Origin of the sequence: Flavobacterium sp. CBA20B-1, from assembly GCF_028473145.1 — a bacterium.
Lineage (GTDB): Bacteria > Bacteroidota > Bacteroidia > Flavobacteriales > Flavobacteriaceae > Flavobacterium.
Map to the genome: position 1 here is coordinate 1477989 of NZ_CP092370.1, position 24845 is coordinate 1502833.

Annotated in this window: 22 protein-coding genes; 8 read left to right on the top strand and 14 right to left on the bottom strand. The window is 35.8% G+C overall.

Going from position 1 to position 24845, the window contains the following annotated elements; genetic code table 11:
* Positions 1–101 precede the first annotated feature (101 nt).
* From MG290_RS07355 to MG290_RS07400, 10 genes are all read right to left on the bottom strand, one after another.
* Entirely contained in the window at positions 102–1013 is a 912-nt protein-coding gene (locus tag MG290_RS07355; RefSeq protein ID WP_264560708.1) for an ankyrin repeat domain-containing protein, read from the bottom strand.
* A complete protein-coding gene (locus MG290_RS07360) occupies positions 1013–1702 on the bottom strand; it encodes a hypothetical protein (RefSeq protein ID WP_264560709.1) in 690 nt (229 codons plus the stop codon). Before MG290_RS07360 ends, MG290_RS07355 begins: the two co-directional genes overlap by 1 nt.
* A gap of 208 nt (positions 1703–1910) precedes the next feature.
* Entirely contained in the window at positions 1911–3716 is a 1806-nt protein-coding gene (locus MG290_RS07365) for a cytochrome c oxidase subunit I (protein ID WP_264560710.1), read from the bottom strand.
* Between the two features lie 27 nt (positions 3717–3743).
* The gene (locus MG290_RS07370) at positions 3744–4937 is read right to left on the bottom strand and encodes a cytochrome c oxidase subunit II (RefSeq protein ID WP_264560711.1); all 1194 of its coding nucleotides are present in this window, start codon (positions 4935–4937) and stop codon (positions 3744–3746) included.
* A gap of 19 nt (positions 4938–4956) precedes the next feature.
* Positions 4957–6432 carry a quinol:cytochrome C oxidoreductase gene (locus tag MG290_RS07375; RefSeq protein WP_264560712.1) on the bottom strand — a complete coding sequence of 492 codons (1476 nt, stop codon included), beginning with the start codon at positions 6430–6432 and terminating at the stop codon, positions 4957–4959.
* 27 nt (positions 6433–6459) lie between these two features.
* Entirely contained in the window at positions 6460–7008 is a 549-nt protein-coding gene (locus MG290_RS07380) for a c-type cytochrome (RefSeq protein ID WP_264560713.1), read from the bottom strand.
* Between the two features lie 8 nt (positions 7009–7016).
* On the bottom strand, positions 7017–7541 hold the full coding sequence (locus MG290_RS07385; protein WP_257499720.1) for a DUF3341 domain-containing protein: 525 nt from the start codon (positions 7539–7541) through the stop codon (positions 7017–7019).
* 6 nt (positions 7542–7547) lie between these two features.
* On the bottom strand, positions 7548–8951 hold the full coding sequence (gene nrfD / locus MG290_RS07390) for an NrfD/PsrC family molybdoenzyme membrane anchor subunit (RefSeq protein WP_257499721.1): 1404 nt from the start codon (positions 8949–8951) through the stop codon (positions 7548–7550).
* 35 nt (positions 8952–8986) lie between these two features.
* Positions 8987–12028 (bottom strand): TAT-variant-translocated molybdopterin oxidoreductase, encoded by a 3042-nt coding sequence (locus MG290_RS07395; RefSeq protein WP_264560714.1) that lies wholly within the window; start codon positions 12026–12028, stop codon positions 8987–8989.
* Between the two features lie 29 nt (positions 12029–12057).
* Positions 12058–13329, bottom strand: a complete 1272-nt coding sequence (locus tag MG290_RS07400; RefSeq protein WP_264560715.1) for a c-type cytochrome — start codon at positions 13327–13329, stop codon at positions 12058–12060.
* 220 nt (positions 13330–13549) lie between these two features.
* Here MG290_RS07400 and MG290_RS07405 point away from each other — a divergent pair, with 220 nt between their 5' ends.
* A complete protein-coding gene (locus MG290_RS07405) occupies positions 13550–13939 on the top strand; it encodes an SPOR domain-containing protein (protein ID WP_264560716.1) in 390 nt (129 codons plus the stop codon).
* A 49-nt stretch (positions 13940–13988) separates the two neighbouring features.
* Here MG290_RS07405 and MG290_RS07410 read toward each other — a convergent pair whose 3' ends face one another.
* The 4 genes from MG290_RS07410 to leuS all read right to left on the bottom strand — a co-directional run bounded on the left by MG290_RS07410 (position 13989) and on the right by leuS (position 19872).
* Complete coding sequence (locus MG290_RS07410) at positions 13989–14408, bottom strand: hypothetical protein (protein WP_264560717.1); 420 nt, start codon at positions 14406–14408, stop codon at positions 13989–13991.
* The gene (locus MG290_RS07415; RefSeq protein WP_264560718.1) at positions 14405–15049 is read right to left on the bottom strand and encodes a hypothetical protein; all 645 of its coding nucleotides are present in this window, start codon (positions 15047–15049) and stop codon (positions 14405–14407) included. The genes MG290_RS07410 and MG290_RS07415 overlap by 4 nt, the downstream gene beginning before the upstream one ends.
* Positions 15050–15303: 254 nt before the next feature.
* On the bottom strand, positions 15304–16989 hold the full coding sequence (locus MG290_RS07420; RefSeq protein ID WP_264560719.1) for a DUF262 domain-containing protein: 1686 nt from the start codon (positions 16987–16989) through the stop codon (positions 15304–15306).
* 9 nt (positions 16990–16998) lie between these two features.
* Positions 16999–19872 (bottom strand): leucine--tRNA ligase, encoded by a 2874-nt coding sequence (gene leuS / locus MG290_RS07425; RefSeq protein ID WP_264560720.1) that lies wholly within the window; start codon positions 19870–19872, stop codon positions 16999–17001.
* A 229-nt stretch (positions 19873–20101) separates the two neighbouring features.
* On the opposite strand from leuS, the gene MG290_RS07430 reads away from it, so the two are divergent.
* From MG290_RS07430 to MG290_RS07460, 7 genes are all read left to right on the top strand, one after another.
* On the top strand, positions 20102–20383 hold the full coding sequence (locus MG290_RS07430) for a hypothetical protein (RefSeq protein WP_264560721.1): 282 nt from the start codon (positions 20102–20104) through the stop codon (positions 20381–20383).
* Between the two features lie 126 nt (positions 20384–20509).
* Positions 20510–21388 carry a cell division protein FtsX gene (locus MG290_RS07435; protein WP_264560722.1) on the top strand — a complete coding sequence of 293 codons (879 nt, stop codon included), beginning with the start codon at positions 20510–20512 and terminating at the stop codon, positions 21386–21388.
* Between the two features lie 3 nt (positions 21389–21391).
* Positions 21392–21643 carry a DUF3098 domain-containing protein gene (locus tag MG290_RS07440; RefSeq protein ID WP_264560723.1) on the top strand — a complete coding sequence of 84 codons (252 nt, stop codon included), beginning with the start codon at positions 21392–21394 and terminating at the stop codon, positions 21641–21643.
* The gene (locus tag MG290_RS07445) at positions 21644–22459 is read left to right on the top strand and encodes an undecaprenyl-diphosphate phosphatase (RefSeq protein ID WP_264560724.1); all 816 of its coding nucleotides are present in this window, start codon (positions 21644–21646) and stop codon (positions 22457–22459) included. It abuts the gene before it with no gap.
* Complete coding sequence (gene truB, locus MG290_RS07450; protein ID WP_264560725.1) at positions 22459–23178, top strand: tRNA pseudouridine(55) synthase TruB; 720 nt, start codon at positions 22459–22461, stop codon at positions 23176–23178. The genes MG290_RS07445 and truB overlap by 1 nt, the downstream gene beginning before the upstream one ends.
* Before the next feature lie 16 nt (positions 23179–23194).
* On the top strand, positions 23195–23812 hold the full coding sequence (locus MG290_RS07455) for a YiiX/YebB-like N1pC/P60 family cysteine hydrolase (RefSeq protein WP_264560726.1): 618 nt from the start codon (positions 23195–23197) through the stop codon (positions 23810–23812).
* A gap of 103 nt (positions 23813–23915) precedes the next feature.
* Positions 23916–24674 carry an isocitrate lyase/PEP mutase family protein gene (locus tag MG290_RS07460; protein WP_264560727.1) on the top strand — a complete coding sequence of 253 codons (759 nt, stop codon included), beginning with the start codon at positions 23916–23918 and terminating at the stop codon, positions 24672–24674.
* Positions 24675–24845 lie beyond the last annotated feature (171 nt).

The window sequence follows — 24845 nt, forward strand, 5'->3', positions numbered from 1 at the left end:
TACAAGGGTTTTAAATTTTATCAACACATTTGATACACTACCTATAAAGCTACATTTTACAAGGGTTTCAACTTTCATCAACACATTTGATACACTACCCCCTAATACTTCTCCAAATATTTTTGCCAACTATTTGGGTATTCTTCTTGAGCTTTTTTCTTGATATACTCGGGTATCGGTGTAGCTCGGTAATCTATTCCTTTGCTTTTCAAAAAATCAACTATTTTCATTTTGTATTTGTATTCGTCTGTATCTAAATCAAAAAAATCTTCTCTTAATACATCTACTAAAAACATTGGCTTTCCTTTCTCTTTTGGGGCTTGTTGATTTGAGGGTATTGAATAATCAGGTCTAAAAAAAATAGGCTGTTTGTAGTCTGATCCATTTTGAAGCAAGAAAAAGGATATTTTATATCTATCTATAATTACAGATTCACTTAATGCTGATTGTCCATACTCATTTTGATAATTTATATTTGCTCCATTTTTAACAAGTAATTCAACTAAATCTAATTTACCTGTTTTGGATGCCTGAATTAAGGGAGTCTTTACTTTATTAGGTTCCTTTTTATCTGTTTGAACATCATTAACATTCGCCCCATATTGTAACAATATTTCAGCAAATTTTGTGTCATATTGTTTTGAAGAACTCGCCTCTATTAGAGCCGATGTGCCTTCATAACTATTATGAATATTTACATCAGCTTTATCTATTAATAAAACTTTGAAAGGCTTAATTTGTTGATTCATTATGGTAAGCATCAAAAGTGTATTCCCAAATTTTGGATCTTGGTAATTTATTAGCTTAGGGTCTTTTGATACTATCTCATTTATCTTCTTTTCATCTTCATCTTGTACCGCTTTGGCTAATTCCCAAGCTGGTGTATTTTGAAAAAGACGATAATCATCACCTGTAAGTTCTGTTTTATCCACGGGTTTATCTCTGTTTATGTTTGAGCAAGAAAGCAACAAACCAGAAATTACTAATACTATTTGTATAATCATTGCTTTCATTATTTCATATGTTCATCTGGATTAACTCCAAAATTCTTTAATACATTGTCCATACTATGCCCATTATATATGGATGACTTATCAGTTGGTGCTAAGTTATGACGATTACCATTTACATCTGGTAAATTTGTATTGTTCTGAAGTAGATTCAATGGATCGGTCATCATTATATATGCGTCAATTTTACTTTCAGACTTAAATGGTGTTTTCCAATTTCCTTCAACAATTTTTGTAATATCACTTACTCCTGCCGCATTAAATGTTATTGCTTTTCTATCAGTAATTATAGCATTTAAAGCCGCTTCTCCACCACCTAATGAATGACCTACATATGTTAATTCAGTTGACCCTAATTTTCCAGAGATTGTTTTAGCATTATCAACAGCTTTAGCATATTGCTTAGATAACCCTAAAGGTTGTTTCACATCTGCACCTACATCTTCCCAATTAGGTTCTGTTCCTGCTGTGGCATAAGTGTATTCGGTAACTTTTCCATTTACAACCCTTTCATAAACTACTGATTTTAATCCTGTAGAATTATTCTTTAAGTCATTAGATGTTAAACCAAAATTTCTACTTGACACTTGCCAACCACCAGTTAAAATATTATCTTTTTTATCTCCGTAAACGTGAGCTGCCATTCTTGCCGCTTCTGCTGGTGTTGGTTCCATCCCTGTGGGATCAATCAAATTTATTGGATTACTAAAACAATACTCATAAGGAGAACGTCCATTAAACTTCTCCGCGAGCGGATCTACACTTACAAATATACTAATTCTTGGGTTACTTCGACTGGCTCAGCATAAATTCCATAACGTGCGCCGTAATAATACATTTTGGGTTTAAAATGTAAAATAAAAAAAACTCCCGCAATATTGCGAGAGTTTTTGGAGTATTTTAATGATGTCCTCCATCTTTTTCGCCATCTCTTAACGGCACTGTTTGTGGAACAAAGTCTTCTTCATAGCCTGGTTTTGAATAATCATAAGGCCAACGGTGTACTTCTGGAATTGCTCCAGGCCAGTTTCCGTGCATGTGCTCAACTGGTGTAGTCCACTCTAAAGTTGTAGCTCTCCATGGGTTTCTTGGCGCTTTTTTACCATAGAAAATACTATAGAAGAAGTTGAACAAGAATACCAATTGGAAGGCTGCACCTACTAATGCAAACATGGTAATTAAAATGTTTACATCTACCATATCGTCGAACATTGGGAACGCAGAGTTGGTATAGTAACGGCGTGGTAAACCAGCCATACCTATGAAGTGCATTGGGAAGAAAACTCCATAAGCACAAACTACTGTTACCCAAAAATGAATATAACCTAAGTTTTTATTCATCATACGTCCGTACATTTTAGGGAACCAATGGTAAATACCTGCAAACATTCCGTAAAGAGCTGAAATACCCATTACTAAGTGGAAGTGCGCAATTACGAAATAGGTATCGTGTACGTTGATATCCAAGGTTGAATCTCCTAAGATAATACCCGTTAAACCTCCGGTGATGAATGTTGAAACAAAACCAATACAGAACAACATAGAAGGGTTCATTTGCAGGTTACCTTTCCAAAGTGTAGTGATATAGTTAAACGCTTTTACTGCAGATGGAATTGCAATTAGTAAGGTGGTAAAGGTAAATACCGACCCTAAGAATGGATTCATACCTGAAACGAACATGTGGTGACCCCAAACAATTGTTGATAAAAATGCAATTGCAAGGATAGATGTAATCATGGCGCGGTAACCAAAGATTGGCTTACGAGCATTTGCAGAGATTACTTCTGATGTAATTCCCATTGCTGGTAAAATTACGATATATACTTCAGGGTGTCCTAAGAACCAGAATAAATGTTCAAATAATACGGGCGATCCACCTTGATAGTGCAATACTTCACCTGCTAAATAGATATCAGACAGGAAGAATGATGTACCAAAGCTTCTATCCATAATCAACAATAATGCTGCTGATAATAACACTGGGAATGATACGATACCAATAATAGCTGTTACCCACAAAGCCCAGATTGTTAATGGCAAACGCGTCATAGTCATTCCTTTTGTACGCAAGTTTAAAACGGTTACCACATAGTTTAATGATCCCATTAATGATTGTGCAATAAACAAAGCCATTGAAACCAACCAAAGTGTCATACCTGTTCCTGAACCTGGAATAGCTTCTGGAACGGCTGATAAAGGTGGATAGATTGTCCAACCTGCTGATGCCGGTCCTGATTCTACAAACAACGAAGCAATCATTACGATACACGCAATGAAAAAGATCCAGTACGACAACATGTTCATGAAACCTGATGCCATATCGCGAGCACCAATCTGTAAGGGTATTAATAAGTTAGAGAACGTACCTGATAAACCTGCTGTTAATACAAAGAATACCATGATGGTTCCGTGAATGGTCACTAATGCAAGATAAATATCGTTTCGCATTACACCTCCCGGAGCAAAATCGTCTCCTAACAACCAAGAGAATACTTTGAATGATTCTTCTGGCCAAGCGATTTGAATACGGAATAATAATGACATGGCAATACCAATGATTCCCATTACAATACCTGTTACCAAGAATTGCTTAGCAATCATTTTGTGGTCTTGACTAAAGATATACTTTGTTACGAAAGTTTCTTTATGGTGGTGATCATCGTGTGAATGATCGTGTGTTAATTCGTGTCCTACTACTGCTGACATACTAATAGTTTTATATTGGTAAACAAATTATTTAATTACTTGAGCAACTACTGCAGTAGTATCTACTACAATTTGCGGTTCTTCGGCTTGCTCAGTTGTTGGTGCTGGTTGTGCTTCCACTTTTGGTGCAGCTGCTGCAGCTTTTTCTTCAGCAACTTGTTTTCCTAATGTAGGTTGTTGGCTTAACCATTTTCTAAAATCATTTTCAGATTCTACCACAACTTTTGCTTGCATGTTGTAGTGTGAACGTCCACATATTTTGTTACACAACAAGATATAATCAAACACATAAGGCTCTAAACCTGGCTCGCCTTTTTCAACAAGCTTTTTGCTGTGTTTGTTGCGTGCTTCATTGATTTTATTAACACGATCTACAATTTCTTCACGATCTCTCATGTCTGCTGTTGTAACCGTTGGTGTCATTGCAAATTGGGTAACCATTCCTGGAACACAGTTCATCTGTGCACGGAAATGTGGAAAGTATGCAGAGTGCAACACGTCTTGTGATCGCATTTTCAAAACTACTTTTTTACCCACTGGCAAGTGCAATTCTTTTGCCAATATATCGTCTTGTGCGTTTGGATCTGCCATATCAACACCCACTGCGTTGATACCTTCAATAAATCGAACGTTTGCTTTTCCTAACACATTGTCATCACCAGAATAACGAATATCCCAACCGAATTGTTTTGCATATACTTCTACATACAACACTTCTTCTTCTTCATCGTAGTGCATGATGTTGTTCCAAGCATATAATCCGTATAGAATCAATCCGGCTAAAACGATTACTGGAATAATTGTCCAGATGAATTCTAATTTGTCGTTATCTGCAAAAAAGGTTGCTTTTCTATCTTTGTTTCCACGGTATTTGAATGCGAAATAGTGCAATAAAAACTGCGTTACTATTTGAACAAAGAAGATTACTGCTAATGAAATCCACATTAGTTGATCTACGTCTTTTCCGTGTTCTGAAGCAGAATTGGCTAATAATGGCATGTATCCCCATTTTACACAGCTATAAATTGTGAAGATGTAAATGAATGCCAAAAAACCAAACATTAAATATCCGTTGATATTGTTGTCTTTGTCTGTAGCAACTTGCGACTTGTATTCTTCGCCAACAAATTGTTTGCTTTGGGTTAAGTCGAAAATCTTAGTTAATTGCCAAACTGCAATTCCTAATAAAGCTACAATAACTAATATTAATAAACTCGTCATTTGTTTATTACTTTAAATATTAATAATGAAAATGTTTACTTTCTTCTACCATTGGATTATTCTTCACTAATAATGGTGCTTTTGCAATTGCTGAGAATCCAACAAAGATAAACAATCCACCAAAGAATAAAACAGATCCAATTTCGGCAGCACCAATAAACCATGATGCACCTACTGTTCCTGGCATAATCATATTAAAGAAGTCTAAATAGTGACCTACAATGATACAAATTCCTGCCATTACGATAATCCAAGATAATCGTTTGAAATCTGTGTTGATCAACAACAATATCGGCAATAAGAAGTTTAATGCGAGCATTGCAAAGAACGGCAAGTTGTATTCTTCAATTCTGAAGATGAAATACGTTACCTCTTCTGGAATGTTTGCATACCACATTAACATAAACTGAGAGAACCATAAGTATGTCCAGAAGATTGATAAACCGAACATGAACTTAGCCAAATCGTGAATATGTGATGTGTTTACGTATTCTAATAATCCTTTATTTTTTAGGTATAATGTTGACAATGCAATGATGGTGATACCTGTTACGAAGAACGATGCAAATACATACCATCCAAACAATGTAGAGTACCAGTGCGTATCAATTGACATGATCCAGTCCCAAGACATGATTGATTCTGTGATGATGAAGAATACTAAGTATCCGGCTGCCAATTTAAAGTTCTTTTTATAATAAGTTAAATCACCTGATTCGTCTAATGCTAATGAATTTCTGCGTGATAACATTCTGAAGATATTCCAACCAGCTAAGAAAATAACGGCGCGGATTAAAAAGAATGGTATATTCAAGAAACCTGTTTTTCCTTGTATGATTGGATCAGCTGCTACTGTAGCCTCATCCATCCATATAAATAGGTGGTTCATGTGAGTAGCACTTGCCAATAGCAATAAGAAAAACAATACAGAACCTGGTAATAAATAAGCCGATAAACCTTCCATTACACGGAACAATACTGGTGACCAACCTGCAGAGGCTGCATATTGAATTTGGTTAAAGGTAAAAATACCCAATGCTATTAACATAAAGAAGATACATCCTACATAAACCGCAGCCCAAGGCTTGTTTTGTAATTGGTGCAATACGTGTTCTAAATGTTTTGTGTGTTCTGCGTGTGCGTCATGTGCATCTGCTTTTGCTGCGTGTGCATCGTGTGTTGGTGCTACTTCAGCGTGTGCCGTTTCTGTTGCAGTAGAATCGGTAGCGTGTGTGGTGCTATCGGTTGTTGCAGCAGTTGCGGTTGTTTCATGCGCATCATGGCTTGCAGTTGTTGCATGTGCTGTGTGTGTGTCATGTGCCGGTGCTACATGTGCATCGTGCGAACCATGACCTCCGTGATGTTGCTCGCTTAAAATTTTCTCAACCTCCCCGATTGTTTTTGGCGTTGTAAGAAATCCGTAAACGATTCCAACAATACCCAAAGCCATTAGAATGATAGAAAAGGTTTTTAATTTGCCTGAAAATGTGTACATATCTAAACTTTCAAATAAGTTTTACAATTATAATTCCGATTTCAATTTTAACACATAAGCACTAACCAACCATCTTTCGTGTTGTGTTAATTGATTTTTATGTGATCCCATTGAGTTTAATCCGTAAGTTACTACGTGGTAAATACCACCTTCTGTTAACTCACGCTCAGCATAACTTGGTACTCCCAGGAATTTTTCTCTTTTAACTAAATTACCTTTTCCGTCTCCTGCATCACCGTGACATATTGCACAATAAATTGTGTATAATTGTTTTGCTTTTTGCATATCGCCTTCGCTGATTGAGTCTAAAGGCGATTTTAAGTTGGCTTTTGCCAAAGCTAAACCTTCGGGTGTATTTGCATACTCTTCAGGTGAAAATCCACGAGGAATTGATCCTTCTGCTGGTACTTGCCCTTCTTTTCCGTTTTTAAATGCGTTTGATTCAGAATACGTTTCGTATGCTACAGACTCGTACATATTAGGAAATAACTGATAATTTGGTTTTTCCTTATTAAAACAAGATGTAGCTAATGTTGAAACTGCTGCCAACGCAACTATTTTATATAAATTCTTCATTTTTACTACTAATGTTTATCGATTACTTTAACTTCTACTGCACCAGTATTTTTAAAGAATTCAACAGCTTCTTCTTCGCTACCGTGTAGAGCAACTTCCATTAAGAAATGGTCGTCTGTTGTTCTTACGTCTGGGTTTTCAGCTTTCTTAAATGGCCATAATCTACTTCTAAGGAAGAAGGTAATTACCATTAAATGGGCTGCGAAGAAAACTGTTAATTCAAACATAATAGGCACAAATGAAGGCATATTTTGAATATAACTAAAACTAGGTTTTCCACCAATATCTTGCGGCCAATCTTGTATCATGATGTAATTCATCATGTAAGTTGCGAAAGATAAACCACATAAACCATAGATAAATGCACAGATAGCTAAGCGGGTAGGTTTTAATCCCATGGCTTTATCTAAACCGTGTACAGGAAAAGGTGTGTAAACCTCTTCGATATGATGATGTGCAGCTCTGGTTGTTTTAACTGCATCCATTAAAACATCATCATCATTGTATAATACGTGTAAAACTTTTGTACTCATAATTTATTAATGATTATGTGAATGGTGTCCGTTCTCTCTATCTCTTTTGTGATTGTCTCCAGACGATTTTAAAATGGTTTTAACCTCTGCCTGTGCAATTACAGGGAAACTTCTAGAATATAATAAGAATAATACAAAGAAGAATCCTATGGTTCCGATATAAATACCTGCATCTACAAATGTTGGTTGGAACATTGTCCAAGAAGATGGAAGGTAATCACGGTGTAACGATGTTACGATGATCACAAAACGCTCAAACCACATACCAATATTTACTACAATCGATATAATGAACGACCCCATGATTGATGTACGAATTTTCTTGAACCACATTACTTGCGGTGAAATTACGTTGCACGTCATCATTAACCAATACGACCACCAGTAAGGACCGGTTGCACGGTTTAAGAACGCATATTGTTCATATTCAACTCCTGAATACCAAGCTACCCACAACTCTGTGATATATGCAATACCAACAACCGAACCTGTAATCATTACAATAATGTTCATTAATTCGATATGTTGAATGGTAATATATTCTTCTAGGCTCACCACTTTTCGCATAATGATTAACAAGGTATTTACCATGGCAAATCCAGAGAAGATTGCACCCGCCACGAAATACGGTGGTAAAATGGTGGTGTGCCAACCTGGGATAACCGACGTAGCAAAGTCAAAAGATACAATGGTGTGTACCGAAAGTACCAATGGTGTTGCTAAACCTGCTAATACTAATGAAACTTCTTCAAAACGTTGCCAGTCTTTTGCACGACCCGACCATCCGAATGATAAAGTAGAATAAATTCTTTTTGCAAATGGTGTTACGGCTCTATCACGTAACATAGCGAAGTCTGGTAATAAACCTGTCCACCAGAAAACCAATGATACAGATAAATAGGTAGAAATCGCAAATACGTCCCATAATAGCGGCGAGTTAAAGTTTACCCATAACGAACCAAATTGGTTGGGCATTGGCAATACCCAGTATGCTAACCATGGACGCCCCATGTGGATAATTGGGAATAAACCTGCTTGAACAACCGAGAAAATCGTCATTGCTTCTGCAGAACGGTTAATCGCCATTCTCCATTTTTGACGGAATAATAATAATACAGCCGAGATCAACGTACCGGCGTGACCAATACCTACCCACCATACAAAGTTGGTGATATCCCAAGCCCATCCTACGGTTTTATTTAATCCCCATGTACCAATACCTGTACTAATTGTATAAACCATACAACCAGCTCCCCAAAGGAATGCTATTAAAGCAATTGTGAAAACAGTCCACCATTGTTTATTGGCACGCCCCTCAACAGGTCTAGCAACATCTACCGTTACATCGTGATAAGTTTTATCACCAATAACTAAAGGTTTTCTAATGGGTGCTTCGTAATGTGACGACATAATCCTTTATTATAATGTTTCTAATTAATACTAACTTATACGTTTCTAACTTTTACGTGGTAGAACACATTTGGTTTGGTTCCGATATGCTCTAACAAATGATATCTTCTTTCATCTTCATATAATTGGGCAACTTCAGACTCTTTATTGTTTAAATCACCAAATTTCATCGATCCAGAAGTACAAGCCGCCGAACAAGCCACTTCGAATTCTCCTGCTTCTACAGCACGTCCTTCACGTTTTGCTTTTAAAATGGTTGCTTGTGTCATTTGAATACACATTGAACATTTTTCCATTACCCCACGTGAACGCACATTTACATCTGGGTTTAACACCATACGTCCTAAATCATCGTTCATGTGATAATCGAACGCATTGTTTTGGTTGTATAAGAACCAGTTGAAACGACGTACTTTGTACGGACAGTTGTTTGCACAATAACGCGTACCCACACAACGGTTGTATGCCATATGGTTTTGTCCTTGACGACCGTGTGATGTTGCAGCAACCGGACAAACTGTTTCACAAGGTGCATGGTTACAGTGCTGACACATTACTGGTTGAAAAACTACCTGCGGATTATCTGCTGGGTGTTCTAATCCACCAAATGTTTCAATACTATTCATTAAACCATGTGCACTGTTTTTTGTATCAACATCTTGTGCAAATGTATCTTCAGAAGAATAATATCTATCGATACGCAACCAGTGCATATCGCGTGATCTTCTTACTTCGGATTTACCAACAACTGGCACGTTGTTTTCTGCATGACATGCAATAACACATGCGCCACAACCTGTACAAGAGTTCAAATCGATTGATAAATTGAAATGATGTCCAACAGAACGGTCAAAAGATTCCCAAATATCAACAGTTGATGCTTCAACCGATTGGTGGTCTAATGATACATGTGGTTTCACATTCCACTCTTTTACATCTTTTGTATTAAAGATTTCCAAGGTAGTGTCTTTAACAATATCACCACGTCCCATCAACGTTCTTTGTAACTGCACACAAGCAAATTCATGATCGCCTGTAGCCTTTTCAACAGAAACAATTTGTGTATTATTAAAATCTTTGTATAGTTTGTAAGCGTTAACACCTACTTGCATTTCTTCTTTTAAAGCAGATTTACGTCCATAACCAAACGCTAAACCTACAGTTCCTTTTGCCTGACCTGGTTGAATAAATGCTGGAACGTTTTCTAAAACAGCATCACCTACTTTTAAAGTAACATAAGAGCCGTTTAATCCTCCGTTTGCAACATTATAATTTTCTATTCCCCAAGCTTCTGCATCGGCTTTAGAAACGGTTAAATAGTTATCCCAAGACACGCGTGTGATTGGATCTGGAAACTCTTGCAACCATGGATTGTTTGCTTGCTGTCCGTCTCCCATTCCTGTTTTAGAATACAATACCAATTCCACACCAGCAGTTTTCTTAGTAGCAGCTAAAGCAGATGCAGCCCCACCAAAATCTGCAGATGCGCTTACCGAACCTGTAACTTCAGTTGCAGAAAAACCATCGTGAACAATTTGATTCCACGTTTTTCCGTTGGTTAAACTTGCGCTTGATGCTTTTAAATAATCGTAGTATGATTCTGTTTTTCCTAACCAAGATAATAAACCTTCTTGGAATTGTTTGGTATTAAATAGCGGACGAATGGTTGGCTGTGTAATGGAATAATGGCCCTTACGCATTTGAACATCGCCCCATGATTCTAAATAATGTGGTGCAGCAGCAGCTATTGTAGTTAGTGATGCGGTTTCGTCTTCACGCAATGTGAACGATGCAGAAAGTTTGACTTTTTTCAAACCTTCAGCAAAGGCAGCACCATTGAATAATGAATAAACAGGGTTTACGCCACTCATAATTAAAGTGTGTACCGCACCTGCATTCATATCTTGCACTAACTGTGCTACTTCTTTATTGTTACCACCGCGGATGTATTTAGGTTGCGCTGGGTTAAATGCTGCTGAATTCAATGCTTGGTTGATTGCAAACACTAATAATTGTGCGTTTACATCATCTAAACCTGAAACCAATACACCAGCACTACCTGCGGCTTTTAATTGTTGAGCTGCTTTTGTAACTTCTGCATCGGCAGCGGTATTTGCAACTGAAACAGCGTTACCAGTAACAATGTTGTATATTTTAACTAAAGCTAATTTTTGTTCTGCAACTGTTAACGGAATTCGTTTGTCTGCATTTGCACCCGCCAAAGACATATTTGCTTCGATCTGGATGTGTTTAGACATTTTTCCGTTTTTAGGAACGCGGCCTTTAGCGTATTCGCTATCGTATCCGCCACCTTGCCAATCTCCTAAGAAATCTGCGCCAACAGAAACTATTACATCTGCTTTTCCAAAATTGTAATCAGCCAATGCACGTTCGCCATAAGCTTGTTGGTATGCATCTAAAGCAGCGTCAGATCCTACTGCATCATGCACAATATGCTTTGCTGTTGGATAAGCAGCTTTAAATTCTGCGATTAGTTTATCAGTAGAAGGCGAAGCCATTGTGTTTGTTAACAAAACAATCTGACCTGTTGCACTTGCTAAGCTTGCTTTTATTTTTTGATCAACCTCTGACCATGAAGCTTCTTTACCTTCAATTTTAGGTTGCTTTAAGCGTAAACTATCATATAAAGATAATACAGATGCATGTACACGTGCGTTTGCACCTGTTAATGCGTTCTCCATAAAGTTGTTCTCTACCTTAATAGGACGACCTTCACGTGTTTTAATCAACACGTTAACGAAATCAAAACCATCAGCCACTGTAGTTGCATAGTAATCTGCAATTCCAGGAATAATTTCTTCTGGTTGGAATACATAAGGAATCGACTTTTTCACTGGTCCTTCACAAGCTGCTAAAGAAGCTGCAGCTGTAGAAAACCCAACATATTTCAAAAAGTCTCTACGAGATGTTGATGAAGAAGACAATGTATTTTTGTCACCAAGAAAATCCTCTGTTGGAATTTCTTCAACAAACTCATTGTTTCTTAGCGTCTCAACAATAGAACTGTTCTCGTTAAGCTCCTCAACACTTTTCCAGTATTTTTTGTTTGATGCCATTGTATATATATTAGCTTCTTAAATTATTATTAATAGTGACATTTACCACACTCTAAACCACCTAACTGTGCTGCTGTTAATTTCTCAACACCATATTTCTTAGATAATTCTTCGTGAATCTTAGCGTAGTATTCGTTGTCTTTTACGTTTACTTCTGTTTCACGGTGACAATTCACACACCATCCCATTGTTAAAGGCGAATGTTGCTTCATGATCTCCATTGTTTCAACCGGTCCGTGACAAGTTTGACATTCTAAACCTGCAACAGAGACGTGCTGTGAGTGGTTAAAGTACACAAAGTCAGGTAAATTATGAATACGAACCCATTTTACTGGTTTTTCTTTACCTGTGTATGATTGCGTTGCAGGATCCCATCCTACTGCATCGTATATTTTCTTGATTTCTGCGGTATAGAATTCTTTGCTGTAATCAACGTAAGTAGAATCAGGACTACCTGTAAATTCAGAAATATTCTTGTGACAGTTCATACAAACGTTCATTGAAGGAATTCCCGAAGTTTTAGATGTACGTGCCGACGAGTGACAATATTTACAATCGATACCGTTTTCACCAGCATGTATTTTGTGCGAGAAGTGAATTGGCTGAATTGGCTCATAGTTTTGATCTACTCCAATTTGCATCATATAACCAAATGCAAAATACGCACCTGCCAACATTAACACAATTACAGAAGTGATTACTAAGAACTGATTTTTAACGAATGCTTTCCAGATTGGCAACGATTTTGTTTCGTTTGCAGTAAGCAAGTTGTTTTTGTCAGCAACCTTGTTCAACACTCGTCTTACCAAGATAAGCATTACTACCAACATTGCAAGCACAACAACCAACGCCCCTAAAACAATCATTTCAGAAACACCACCTCCGCTAGCTGCTGCACCACTTTCTGGCGTTTTTGCAACGGTTGGTTCCGGTTTTGGCTCTGATGTATAAGCAAGGATATTATCAATATCTTCATCAGATAAATTTGGAAACGAGTTCATTGGAACTTTATTCCATTCGTTAAATAATTTAACAGCATCAGCATCACCAGATTTGATTAAACCTGAACTGTCTTTAATCCATTTATGCAACCAATCTGAAGATCGACGCTCTGCCACACCTCTTAAGGCAGGTCCGGTAGAATTAGCGTCAAGCTTATGACAAGCTGCACAATTTGCATTAAATAACTCTTTACCTTTTGCTGCATCTTGCGCAAAAGACCCTGTAGAAAATGTTAACACAAATGTTAAACACAAGAAAAGAATCCTTGAAAACGAAGTATGGCTACCCACTTTTTTCATAGTTAAAAAAATGATTATCAACTAATTTTGGTATGTATTTTTCTATGTTTTACACACAGAACACACGATACCCTATTTATAAACTCCGACAAAAATACAACATAAGACGCAGTAAATAAAGCCTAATAAATACCAAAACTTAATTTATAATAATTCTAAATAAAAACTTAAAGCATGGTTTAGGGATAATTTTTTAAATTTGTTCAAAAATTTACTCATTATGAAGAATTTAAGAACTCATAAGGTTTTTATTATATTTATTTTAACATTTCTGTTTCATCAAAAATCGGTTGCACAAATTACTATAATTGAAAACAGCGAACAAAAAACCATTGATTTGCTTTTGGAGCGAAAAATGAATCAAAACAATCAGTTTTCGTTGTACACCAATTATTCTGTACAATTAAAAAATGGTTTGAAAGAAGAAGCAGAAGCTGTTTATAGGGAATTCACCACCGAATATCCGCAAATTGACGCTACTATTATTTTTGCCAATCCAAAATTTAAAGTGGTTGTTGGTAATTTTAAAAATAAAATTGAAGCAGAAAACCTATTAAAAAAAATCAATTACAAATATCCCGATGCATTTGTAGTAAAATTAAAGCATTAAAAAAACAGCACTCTTGAGTGCTGTTTTTTTTATACATCTAACGATTTCATCAATTATCAGAAAAAACCGTTTTGGGTGTTTTTTTGGTGCTTACATCCATCACAGGAACCAATCCTTCCGAAGGCATGTAAATGATTTGCGGCAAATCGCCTTTATCTGCCAATTTTTCTAATGTTCTAATAAACAAATACTGGTTATAGGTGCTGTTCAGCGTGCCGTTTTCCAACTTCATTGCTTCTGCCATTCCTTTTGCGCGTTCAATTTCGGCTTGTGCATTCAGTTTTTCGGCTTCTAAACGGGCTTTGGCTTCTTCGATTAAAATTTTTCTGTTTTGTTCTGCTTTTGCCATTTCGGCTTTTCCAGCCATTTCTTGTTGCCATACATTATACACCGGCAACCCAACCATTAAAGCCAAAATTAAAATTCCTATTCCAAGAATAATTGCAACTAATGTTTTTGTACTTTTCATAAATTATCTAATGCTCCTTTTATTGTGAAACCTAAAGATACAACATAATTTCTAAAATCGCTCGGTTTTGTAAAATCGCCCGCTCCAAAAGCAAATTGATAGCCGGCATTTCCGGTAACATAAAGCGAAGTGTGGCTCTTTGTTTCGATATTTGCAATCTTCACAGCAAAATCAATATGAGGAGTGAGCAAAAAATAGGCATCGCGGTTCAATCGAACAGGTGTTTTAATAACAGTTGTCACACCTGTATCTTCATTATAATACTCATCTATTTTCAATTGATTTTTATCGCGCAAGGTGCTGAACGAAAGCCCGGGTGCGATACCCATTCCTATTTGAAACTTGTCTTTATTAACCACATCATACTGCACTGGCACATTAATTCCCAAATAATGCACCAATGAATTATTGGTTTCATAACCAAAACCGTGCGTAAATTTATCGTTTGTATAAACATAATTGTTTCCAACAGAGAAAACATCGGTAAGATAATATCTTAAACCGACTTCGGCTCCTAAACGGTAGTTGTTAAAAACCGGTAAAACAGTTGCCTTGGCAGTAAACGCCAAATCGTTTTGTTGTGATTGCGCAAACGTTATTTGTCCAAATAAAAAGGCTGCTAAAAGTAGTAAATGTTTCATAATGCTAGATTTTCTTCTGCCAACACAAAAAGTAAGCCAAAAAGAAAACCGCTCGGTTTATTGAGCGGTTTTGTATAAAAATAATCTGTGAATCTGTGGCAATCAATTAAAACCCAGCCAAATTGATGATTTTCCCAGGAACGATAATTACTTTCTTAGGCGTTTTACCGTCTAATTGTGCAATAGTACGTTCATCATTCATAATGATTTCTTCGATTTGTGCTGCGGTTAAATCTAAAGGCTTAAACTACTATTTATTCTAACTGCTGAATCCTCCATACACTTTTTGCATATCTAGCTAACTCTTTTTGCCTTGAAATTATTTTACTCTCTGTCCATGTCTCATTTTCTTGACAAAGCTTTTGTGTCAATTTAGAGTTGCTTTTAATAAGATATTGTTTTTTTAATTCAAAACTTGAATTTTCAACATCTTTATTCAAGCTCTTTTCAAGCAATGTTAAATTTCCTATCCTAAATATTGATCGATTAATCTCCTCGTCAGAAAATTGATACCAATCATTGTTTGGATTCTCAGGCAGTATATGCTCTATAGTATAAATATCACTATCATAAGGAATATCATTTGCAAAAATTTTCCTTTCTATACTACCAAAAATGTATTTAACAATTTTATGATTTCTTGTAGTTCTTTTGAATGACTTGGAAGAGAATGATTGCTCAAAGTCATTATCAGAAACATAAATTGATTTTAGTAAATCCAAACTAAAATTATGCTTTTCTTTGATTTCTAAAGCCAATTTATTATAAACATCCTCTAACTCATTAGGATTCAAACCACTTATGACATTGTATCTAAAAGAAATAACAGAGCAATATTTAACTAGTTTTATAAAATTTTCGATAGCTAAATTTTGATAACCTATCAAGAAAAGAGAAAATGTTTGTCTGACTTGAAATAATTTCAACTCTTCAAGTGCTTTTATCAATTCATTTTTATTTTCCCACAATACATCATTTGGGTTTTGAATAGCAATAAATACATCCGCATTTTTATCCAATTCTCTTATTAATTCAAAAGCTTGGGCTTTATTTATTATTGTTTTTTTTATGGTTTTAAATAAATTATTTTTTCTTACAATTTTATTTCTACTATTCCAATAATATCTTAAATAATCTTCAAATTTATTCGAACTTAATTTCCCTATCACTTTACTCCATAATTTCTCTAACTCCTCAATTTCAGACACATGAGGATTCGTTTCATCCACAAGCGAAAACAAATGATTCTTTAATAAATCAGAAGATGATAATTGAACACCACGAGCATTCAATGTTTCGAAGACCTTAAAGGCATTTAATTGATCTGTAACTTCAATTACTGTAAATGATATCTTATCAACTATTGTATCAATAAAACTAGCCAATTCAACACCATTTTTAAACTGCTTTCTTACCTTATCATAAAACCATTCAAAGCAACTTCTCATCTGCTTTTCTGAAGAATTAGTGTTTCTTATTGGCAAGTCTTTTAACAAGACTAAATGCTGTCTATAATAATCATCACTATTTCTATTAAGTTTAATCTTATTATCAGAGATTAATGTTACGGGATTTACATAACCGATATAACTATTTAGTAAAGTTTCCTTTCTTATTAAATTATCATCTCTATCTATATCTTGATTGACTAAATCATCTAAGCATTTTAATACTGAGAGAATCAACAAACTCATCGTAGTCAAACGTTGTTGCCCATCAATTATAGAAAAATTTTTATTATTTGATGTTTGTAAAACCAAATACCCCATGTAATGCTCAATCTCTTCATTTTCAATTAACGACATTAAGTCAAACCACAAATCATCCCATTGTTCTGTTTCCCATGAATAATCTCTTTGAAATTTGGGAATTTCATATCGCAACCCATTACCCATCAATTGGCGATAAGTTTTGTTAGAGGTATCTTGAATTCCTTTCATAATAATAAATTATCCTACTAAGTTAATAATTTTCCCAGGAACGATAATTACTTTTTTAGGCGTTTTACCTTGTAATTGCGCTTGTGTGCGTTCATCGTTCATAATGATTTCTTCGATTTGTGCTGCGGTTAAATCTAAAGGTAATTCTATTTTAAAACGCATTTTTCCGTTGAACGAAACCGGATATTCTTTTGAACTTTCTATCAAATATTTCTCTTCGAATTTAGGAAATGCTTGTTGCGAAATCGATTCGGTGTGCCCCAACATATTCCATAATTCTTCCGCAATGTGCGGTGCATAAGGTGAAATCACGATTGCCAAAGGTTCTAAAATAGCTCGATGGTGGCATTTTTGCTGTTGCAGTTCGTTTACACAAATCATAAACTGAGAAACCGATGTATTGAAAGAGAAGTTCTCGATGTCTTCGGTTACTTTTTTAATGGTTTTGTGTAACGATTTGTACATTTCAGCCGTTGGTTCGTCGTTGGTGACGATCAATCCGTTATCGTCTGCATACAAACGCCATAATTTTTTAAGGAAACCAAATACACCTGTAATTCCTGCGGTATTCCAAGGTTTTGACTGTTCTAACGGACCTAAAAACATTTCGTACAAACGCAAGGTATCTGCACCGTATTCTTCGCAAATATCGTCTGGGTTTACTACGTTGTACCAACGCTTAGACATTTTTTCAACTTCACGCCCAACATAGTACTTTCCGTTCTCTAATATAAACTCTGCTTCTTTGAACTCAGGAATCCAATTCCTTAATCCTTCAATATCAATTTCATCCGAAGCATTTACTAAATTTACATCAACTCGTATTTCTTCAACCTCATAATCGTTTTTAAGATTTTTAGTAACGTATTTATTTGTGCCAGAAACTCTGTAAACAATTGCACTCATTCCCAAAATCATTCCTTGGTTGATTAATTTTTGGAACGGTTCTTCAGTTGGAACCAAGCCTCTGTCTTTTAAAAACTTATTCCAAAAACGTGCATACAATAAATGTCCGGTTGCGTGTTCGCTTCCGCCAATGTATAAATCTACATTTTGCCAGTAATCAATCGCTTCTTTCGATGCCATTTCGTTATCATTATCAGCATCCATATAGCGCAACCAATACCACGAAGAACCTGCCCAACCCGGCATAGTGTTTAATTCTAAAGGAAATATCGTTTCATTATTGATTTTGGTTGTTGCTACAACTTTATTATTTTCGGTATCCCAAGCCCAATTCGTCGCGTTACCTAATGGAGGCTGTCCGTCTTCGGTGGGTAAGTATTTCTCCACTTCAGGTAATTCAATCGGCAAATATTTTGGATCGATCATTTTAGGCAATCCGTTCACGTAATAAACCGGGAAAGGCTCGCCCCAATAACGCTGACGCGAAAAAACAGCATCGCGCAAACGGTAATTTACTTTGGCTTTCCCCTGCCCTATTTCTTCTAATACTTCAATCACTTTTTTAGTCGCTGCTTTGTAATCCATTCCATTTAAAAAATCGGAATTCATCAATTCAAAACCGCTCTTTTCGGTATAAGCTTCTTCAGAAATATCTTTATTAAAAATATTGATGATTTCGGGCATTCCGTTTTGCCCAGCAAAGTGTTTTGCAAACGCATAATCGCGCTCATCGCCACAAGGAACTGCCATCACCGCACCCGTTCCGTAACCTGCCAACACATAATCGCCAATCCAGATTGCCACCGGTTTTTTGGTAAAAGGATGTTCAGCATACGCACCGGTAAACACACCCGAAATGGTTTTAACATCAGCCATACGCTCCCGTTCGGAACGTTTTGAAGTTGCTTCGATATACGCATCAACCGCCGCTTTTTGTTCAGGAGTTGTGATTGCTGCAACCAATTCGTGTTCGGGAGCCAACGTCATGAAATTTACTCCGAAAATAGTATCAGGACGAGTTGTGAAAACCTCTATAAAGTTTTCTTGGTTTAAAGTTTCAGGTTTAAAGTTATCAGTAGAACTTTCAAACTTTGAACTTAAAACTTTAAACGTTACAGACGCACCCACCGATTTTCCAATCCAATTGCGTTGTGCTTCTTTGATCGATTCGCTCCAATCAATGGTTTCTAAACCTTGTAACAAACGCTCTGCATAAGCAGAAATACGCATGCTCCACTGGGTCATTTTTTTACGAATCACCGGATGCCCGCCACGTTCTGAAACACCGTTTACAATTTCATCATTCGCCAAAACCGTTCCCAATGCCGGACACCAGTTCACTTCGGTTTCAGCCAAATAGGTCAATCTATATTTCAATAAGATGCGTTCCTGATCATCATTAGAAAAAGTATTCCATTGATCGGCAGAAAAAAAGTCGATATTTTCATCGGACACCGCATTTACATTTGCATTTCCTTCTTTAGAAAACAAATCGATCAATGTGCAGATACTTTCCGCCTTATCGGTAGTTTTATTGTACCACGAATTAAACAACTGAATGAAAATTCGCTGTGTGTGCTTGTAATATTCCGAATTTGATGTACGCACTTCACGGCTCCAATCAAATGAAAAACCAATTTTATCTAATTGTTCGCGGTAACGTTTAATATTTGTTTCGGTAGTAACCGCCGGGTGTTGCCCGGTTTGAATGGCGTATTGTTCTGCCGGCAAACCAAACGAGTCGTATCCTTGTGGATGCAACACATTGAAGCCTTGATGGCGTTTGTAGCGTGCATAAATATCAGAGGCAATGTATCCAAGTGGATGCCCCACGTGTAACCCCGCACCTGATGGATAAGGAAACATATCTAACACATAATATTTTGGTTTATCGGAATGATTACTTGCTTTAAAAGTATTGTTTTCACTCCAATATTGCTGCCATTTAGCTTCTATTTCGTTTGGATTGTATTTCATTTGTAAGCGATGTTTTTTAACGGATACAAAATTACTTTAATTTATTAACATAACTAAATTTTTGTTGAGCAACCCTAAAAGTATATTCTTGAAGTCTTAAAAGTGAATTAAATATTTAAAAAAAATCACCCTAAAAAGTACACTAATAAAAAAAACTTGTTTATTTTTAGAGAAAAAATATATTTTTGCTTTTATAAAACAGAAACAACAACAGAAATAACAAACAATTATGACAACAACATTCAAATCGATAGCGAAAGAAGATATAGCACATTTAGTTTTTTCATCAAATGATGTATTGACCGATCCGCAAGAAATTTTTCAACGCAAACAAGACTTGGAAAAGGCAATGGCTATGGGAAATACCGATCAGGTAAAGATTGAGATTTTCTTTGAAGACGACAAAGAGCAATTGGTAACCAACACGACTGTTTGGGCGGTTACTCCCGAACATTTAGTACTTAAAAAAGGTGTTACCATTCCGGTAAACAGAATTTACAGAATTATTTAACTTCTAAAATCGATGCGTGTCATCGATTTTTTTATTCACAAAAATGGTTTTATAGGTATTAACATAATTTTAGGTAGCTTTATATTTAAATAGTTTGTTATCTTTACCCATTAAAAAATAAAGTTTATGGCTACAGCGTACGAAAGATATCAAAAGAGAAGGCTAGTATCGTCTTATTTTTCGGTTATTTTAAGTATTTTTTTAGTATTGTTCTTGTTGGGTTCACTGGGAATGTTTGTGATTAATTATGAAAAAATATCCAATAATTTCAAAGAAAACATCCCCATGTCTATCTATTTTAAAGAAGATGTGAATGAAGAACAATTGGCAGCCTATCAAACAGAACTCGATTCTCAAAAATTTATTAAAGACCTCACTTTTGTTCATAAAGATTCTGCTGCAAATGCACACCAAAAAACAATCGGTGAAGATTTTGTAAAATTCTTAGGATTCAATCCGTTGCAACACTCGTTTGATTTGCATTTTAATGGTGCTTATGTAGAAAAAGATTCTATCAAAAACATTGAAATTGGTATTAAAGAAAATCCTTTGGTGGACGAAGTGGTGTATGATGCACAATTGGTCGATTTAGTAAATAAAAACATCCGTACGATTAGTTTTTGGGTGTTAATAATCAGTGGTGTATTTGCTTTTATATCTATTTTATTGATAAACAGTTCGTTGCGATTATCAATTTATTCTAAACGATTCATTATAAAAACCATGCAAATGGTGGGTGCAACAAAAGCATTCATTCGTAAACCTTTTATTTGGACCAGCGTAAAATTGGGAATGATTGGATCTGTATTGGCAATTATCGGTATTTTAGCCCTTACTGCTTATGCCGATAAAAAACTGCCAACTTTAGGTTTAATGGCCGACGCGCAATCTATTGTATTGGTTTGTGGCGCTGTTTTTATTGTAGGAATTATCATCACCTATATCAGTACCTACTTTGCAACCCAACGCTTTTTGAATTTAAAATCAGACGATTTATACCTATAACTTATGGAACATACTACTGAAAAACCATTTTTATTTGGCAAACAAAATTATATTGTATTATTGGCCGGTGTAGCAGTAATTGCATTGGGATTTTTATTAATGGCAGGAGGAAACAGCGATGATCCCAACGTTTTTAATGAAGCGGTGTTTAGCTCTCGAAGAATTCATTTAGCGCCAGCCGTAATATTTATTGGTTTTGGAATTTGTATTTATTCGATATTCAAAAAGCCATCAAAAAAATCAAAAAACTTTTAAATGGATTTATTACAAGCCATTATCATTGCAATTATTGAAGGATTAACCGAATATTTGCCTATATCATCTACCGCCCACATGGGTTTCACCGCAGCTCTTCTAGGAATGGAAGAGTCTGAATTTTTAAAAATGTTTCAAGTTTCGATTCAATTCGGAGCCATTTTAGCAGTGGTGGTGCTGTATTGGAGAAAATTTTTCGATTTTAGCAACCTTAATTTTTTCTACAAATTAGCTTTTGCAATTATTCCTGCTTTGGGATTAGGTTATTTGTTAGATGAAAAAATAGAAGCTGTTTTGGGCAACCAAATTGCCATTTCAACCGTTTTAGTTTTAGGTGGAGTGGTTCTGATTTTTGTAGATCGCTGGTTTAAATCACCAAAAATTCACAACGAAAAAGAAATCACTTTTAAAACCGCAATCACCATTGGTTTTTGGCAATGCTTGGCAATGATGCCCGGAACATCACGCTCGGCAGCATCAATTATTGGTGGAATGACGCAAGGTTTAAGCAGAAAAGCAGCTGCAGAATTTTCGTTCTTTTTGGCTGTTCCCACCATGTTGGCCGTAACGGTTTATTCCATCTTTGTAAAAACTTGGGGCAAAGGAACGGCTGCTGAAATGAAAGGTTACGAAATGATTTTGCAAGATCAAAACCACATTAATTTGTTCTTAATAGGCAATGTGGTGGCATTTATCACCGCTTTGATTGCTGTGAAAACATTTATTGCGGTGCTTACCAAATATGGTTTTAAGTTTTGGGGTTGGTACCGAATTGTTATTGGTATTGTATTGTTAATTTATTTCTACACCAAATAATGCAGCATTTAACAAAAGAAGATTTTCTAGAAGGACAGGTTTTGTTGATTGATAAACCGCTCACATGGAGTTCTTTTCAGGCAGTAAATAAGATAAAATACACCTTGATTAAAAATGTGGATCTGCCTAAAAAATTCAAAATAGGTCATGCAGGCACGCTGGATCCTTTAGCATCGGGACTTTTGATTATCTGTACCGGAAAATTCACTAAACGAATTGCGGAATTGCAAGGGCAAATTAAAGAATATACCGGAACCATTACCGTTGGTGCAACTACACCTTCGTACGATTTAGAAACCGAGATTAATCAACATTTCCCAATTGATCATATATCAAACGAATTAATAGAAGAAACCAGAAAACAGTTTATTGGAACAATTGAACAGTTCCCTCCTATTTTCTCGGCATTAAAGAAAGATGGCAAACGTTTGTACGAACATGCTCGTGCAGGCGAAGAAGTGGAGATTCAATCGAGAAAAATTGAAATTACCGAGTTTGAAATCACACGTGTTGCCTTACCCGAAATTGATTTTAGAGTGGTTTGTAGCAAAGGAACATATATTCGTTCGTTAGCTTTTGATTTTGGAAAAGCTTTAAATTCGGGCGGTCATTTAACTGCTTTGCGAAGAACCAAAATAGGCGATTTTTCTGTTGCGGACGCCATTGAACCTTTAGCCTTTGAAAAAATATACAACCCAAATTTTAAAGAAGCCGAATAAGCTTCTTTTTTTGCTTATGAGAAACACAATCTTTTTTTTCCTTTTTTCCATATCCATTTTCGCTCAAAAAACCGAATTGTGGAGTGGTGATTTGTTGTTTATCAACATCAATTGTGGCGGTATGTGCGATGCCATTAATGCAGTTACAAACGGTTACAAAAACAACGATTTTAACCACATGGGTTTGGTAGTTACAACAGCAAAAAATGAATATTATGTGTACGAAGCCATTGGCAGTGCCGTGGTAAAAACGCCGCTTAAAGATTTTTTAGCTTACACAAAAAAGCCGGTTTATGTGGGGCGTTTAAAGAAAAAATACCGCTATTATACTGCAAAAACCACCGAATTTTGCGAAGCACAATTAGGCGTTCCATACGATGATGATTTTTTGTACAATAACGGCAAATATTATTGTTCGGAATTGATTTATGACGCGTTTAAATTCGCCAATAACAACAAACCGTTTTTTAAATTATACCCAATGACTTACAAAGAACCAAAGTCCGAAAACTTTTTTCCTGTTTGGGTGGAACATTTTGCAAAACGCGGCATAGAAATCCCCGAAGGAAAACCGGGCTGCAACCCGGGCGGAATGAGTCTTGATAAAAAAATAAGATTAAAAATTTTAAAGTAATATTTAACTGCAATTAGTTAAAAAACTGTTTTGTTTGTCAAACTCCTTTTTTTATCGATTGAAAAAACCGTAATTTTATAAGGAACAAGAAAATTATAAAGCTATGAGTTTAGAAAAATTTAAATCGTTACACCACCAAAATCAACCCTTATTAATAGCCAATACGTGGGATGCTATTAGCAGTAAAGCAGCCGAAAAAGCCGGTTTTCAAATAATCGGAACATCCAGCCACGCCATTGCAAATATTTTAGGTTATGAAGACGGCGAGAATATTCCGTTTGAAGAAATGTTTTTTATGGTTGAAAAAATTGCGAAATCTACATCATTGTTGGTTTCTGCCGATTTTGAATCCGGATATTCAGATGATCCGCAACAGGTTGCTAAAAATGTTGAAAAATTGGTAGATGCAGGCGTTTTAGGAATCAATCTGGAAGATGGTTTAACTAACGGAAAAGATCGATCGTTAGGAGCTATTTCTATTTTAACTGATAAGATCAAAGCCATAAAATCGCATATACAATCAAAAGGAAAAGATATTTACATTAATGCGCGGATCGATACCTACACAACCAAACATCCCGATGCAATCAACGAAACTTTAAAACGCATTAAAGCTTATGAGAGTGCTGGTGCCGACGGATTTTTTATCCCTTTGATAAATACCGATGAAGATATTAAAGCAGTGTTACAAACTACGCAATTGCCCTTAAACGTTTTTATGAAAGACGGATTAAAAACATACGAAGAGTTTGCTGAGTTAGGCGTACACAGAGTTAGTTACGGCAACGGAATTCATGCTAAAATAACCGAAGCTACAAACAAAGCTTTCGATGATTTAATGAAAACTAAATCCTTAAAATAAATACAAATGCACAGGTTTTTTATTCAATTTTCAACATAACTATCTGTGCAATTGTTGTAATAACGCACCGAAATCCTTAACCCAAAAAGTTAAGGATTTATTGTTAAAAAAAAGTACAATAAAAAGCAACAAATGGTTAAATTCACTACTTTTATACCTTTAGAAGATTTA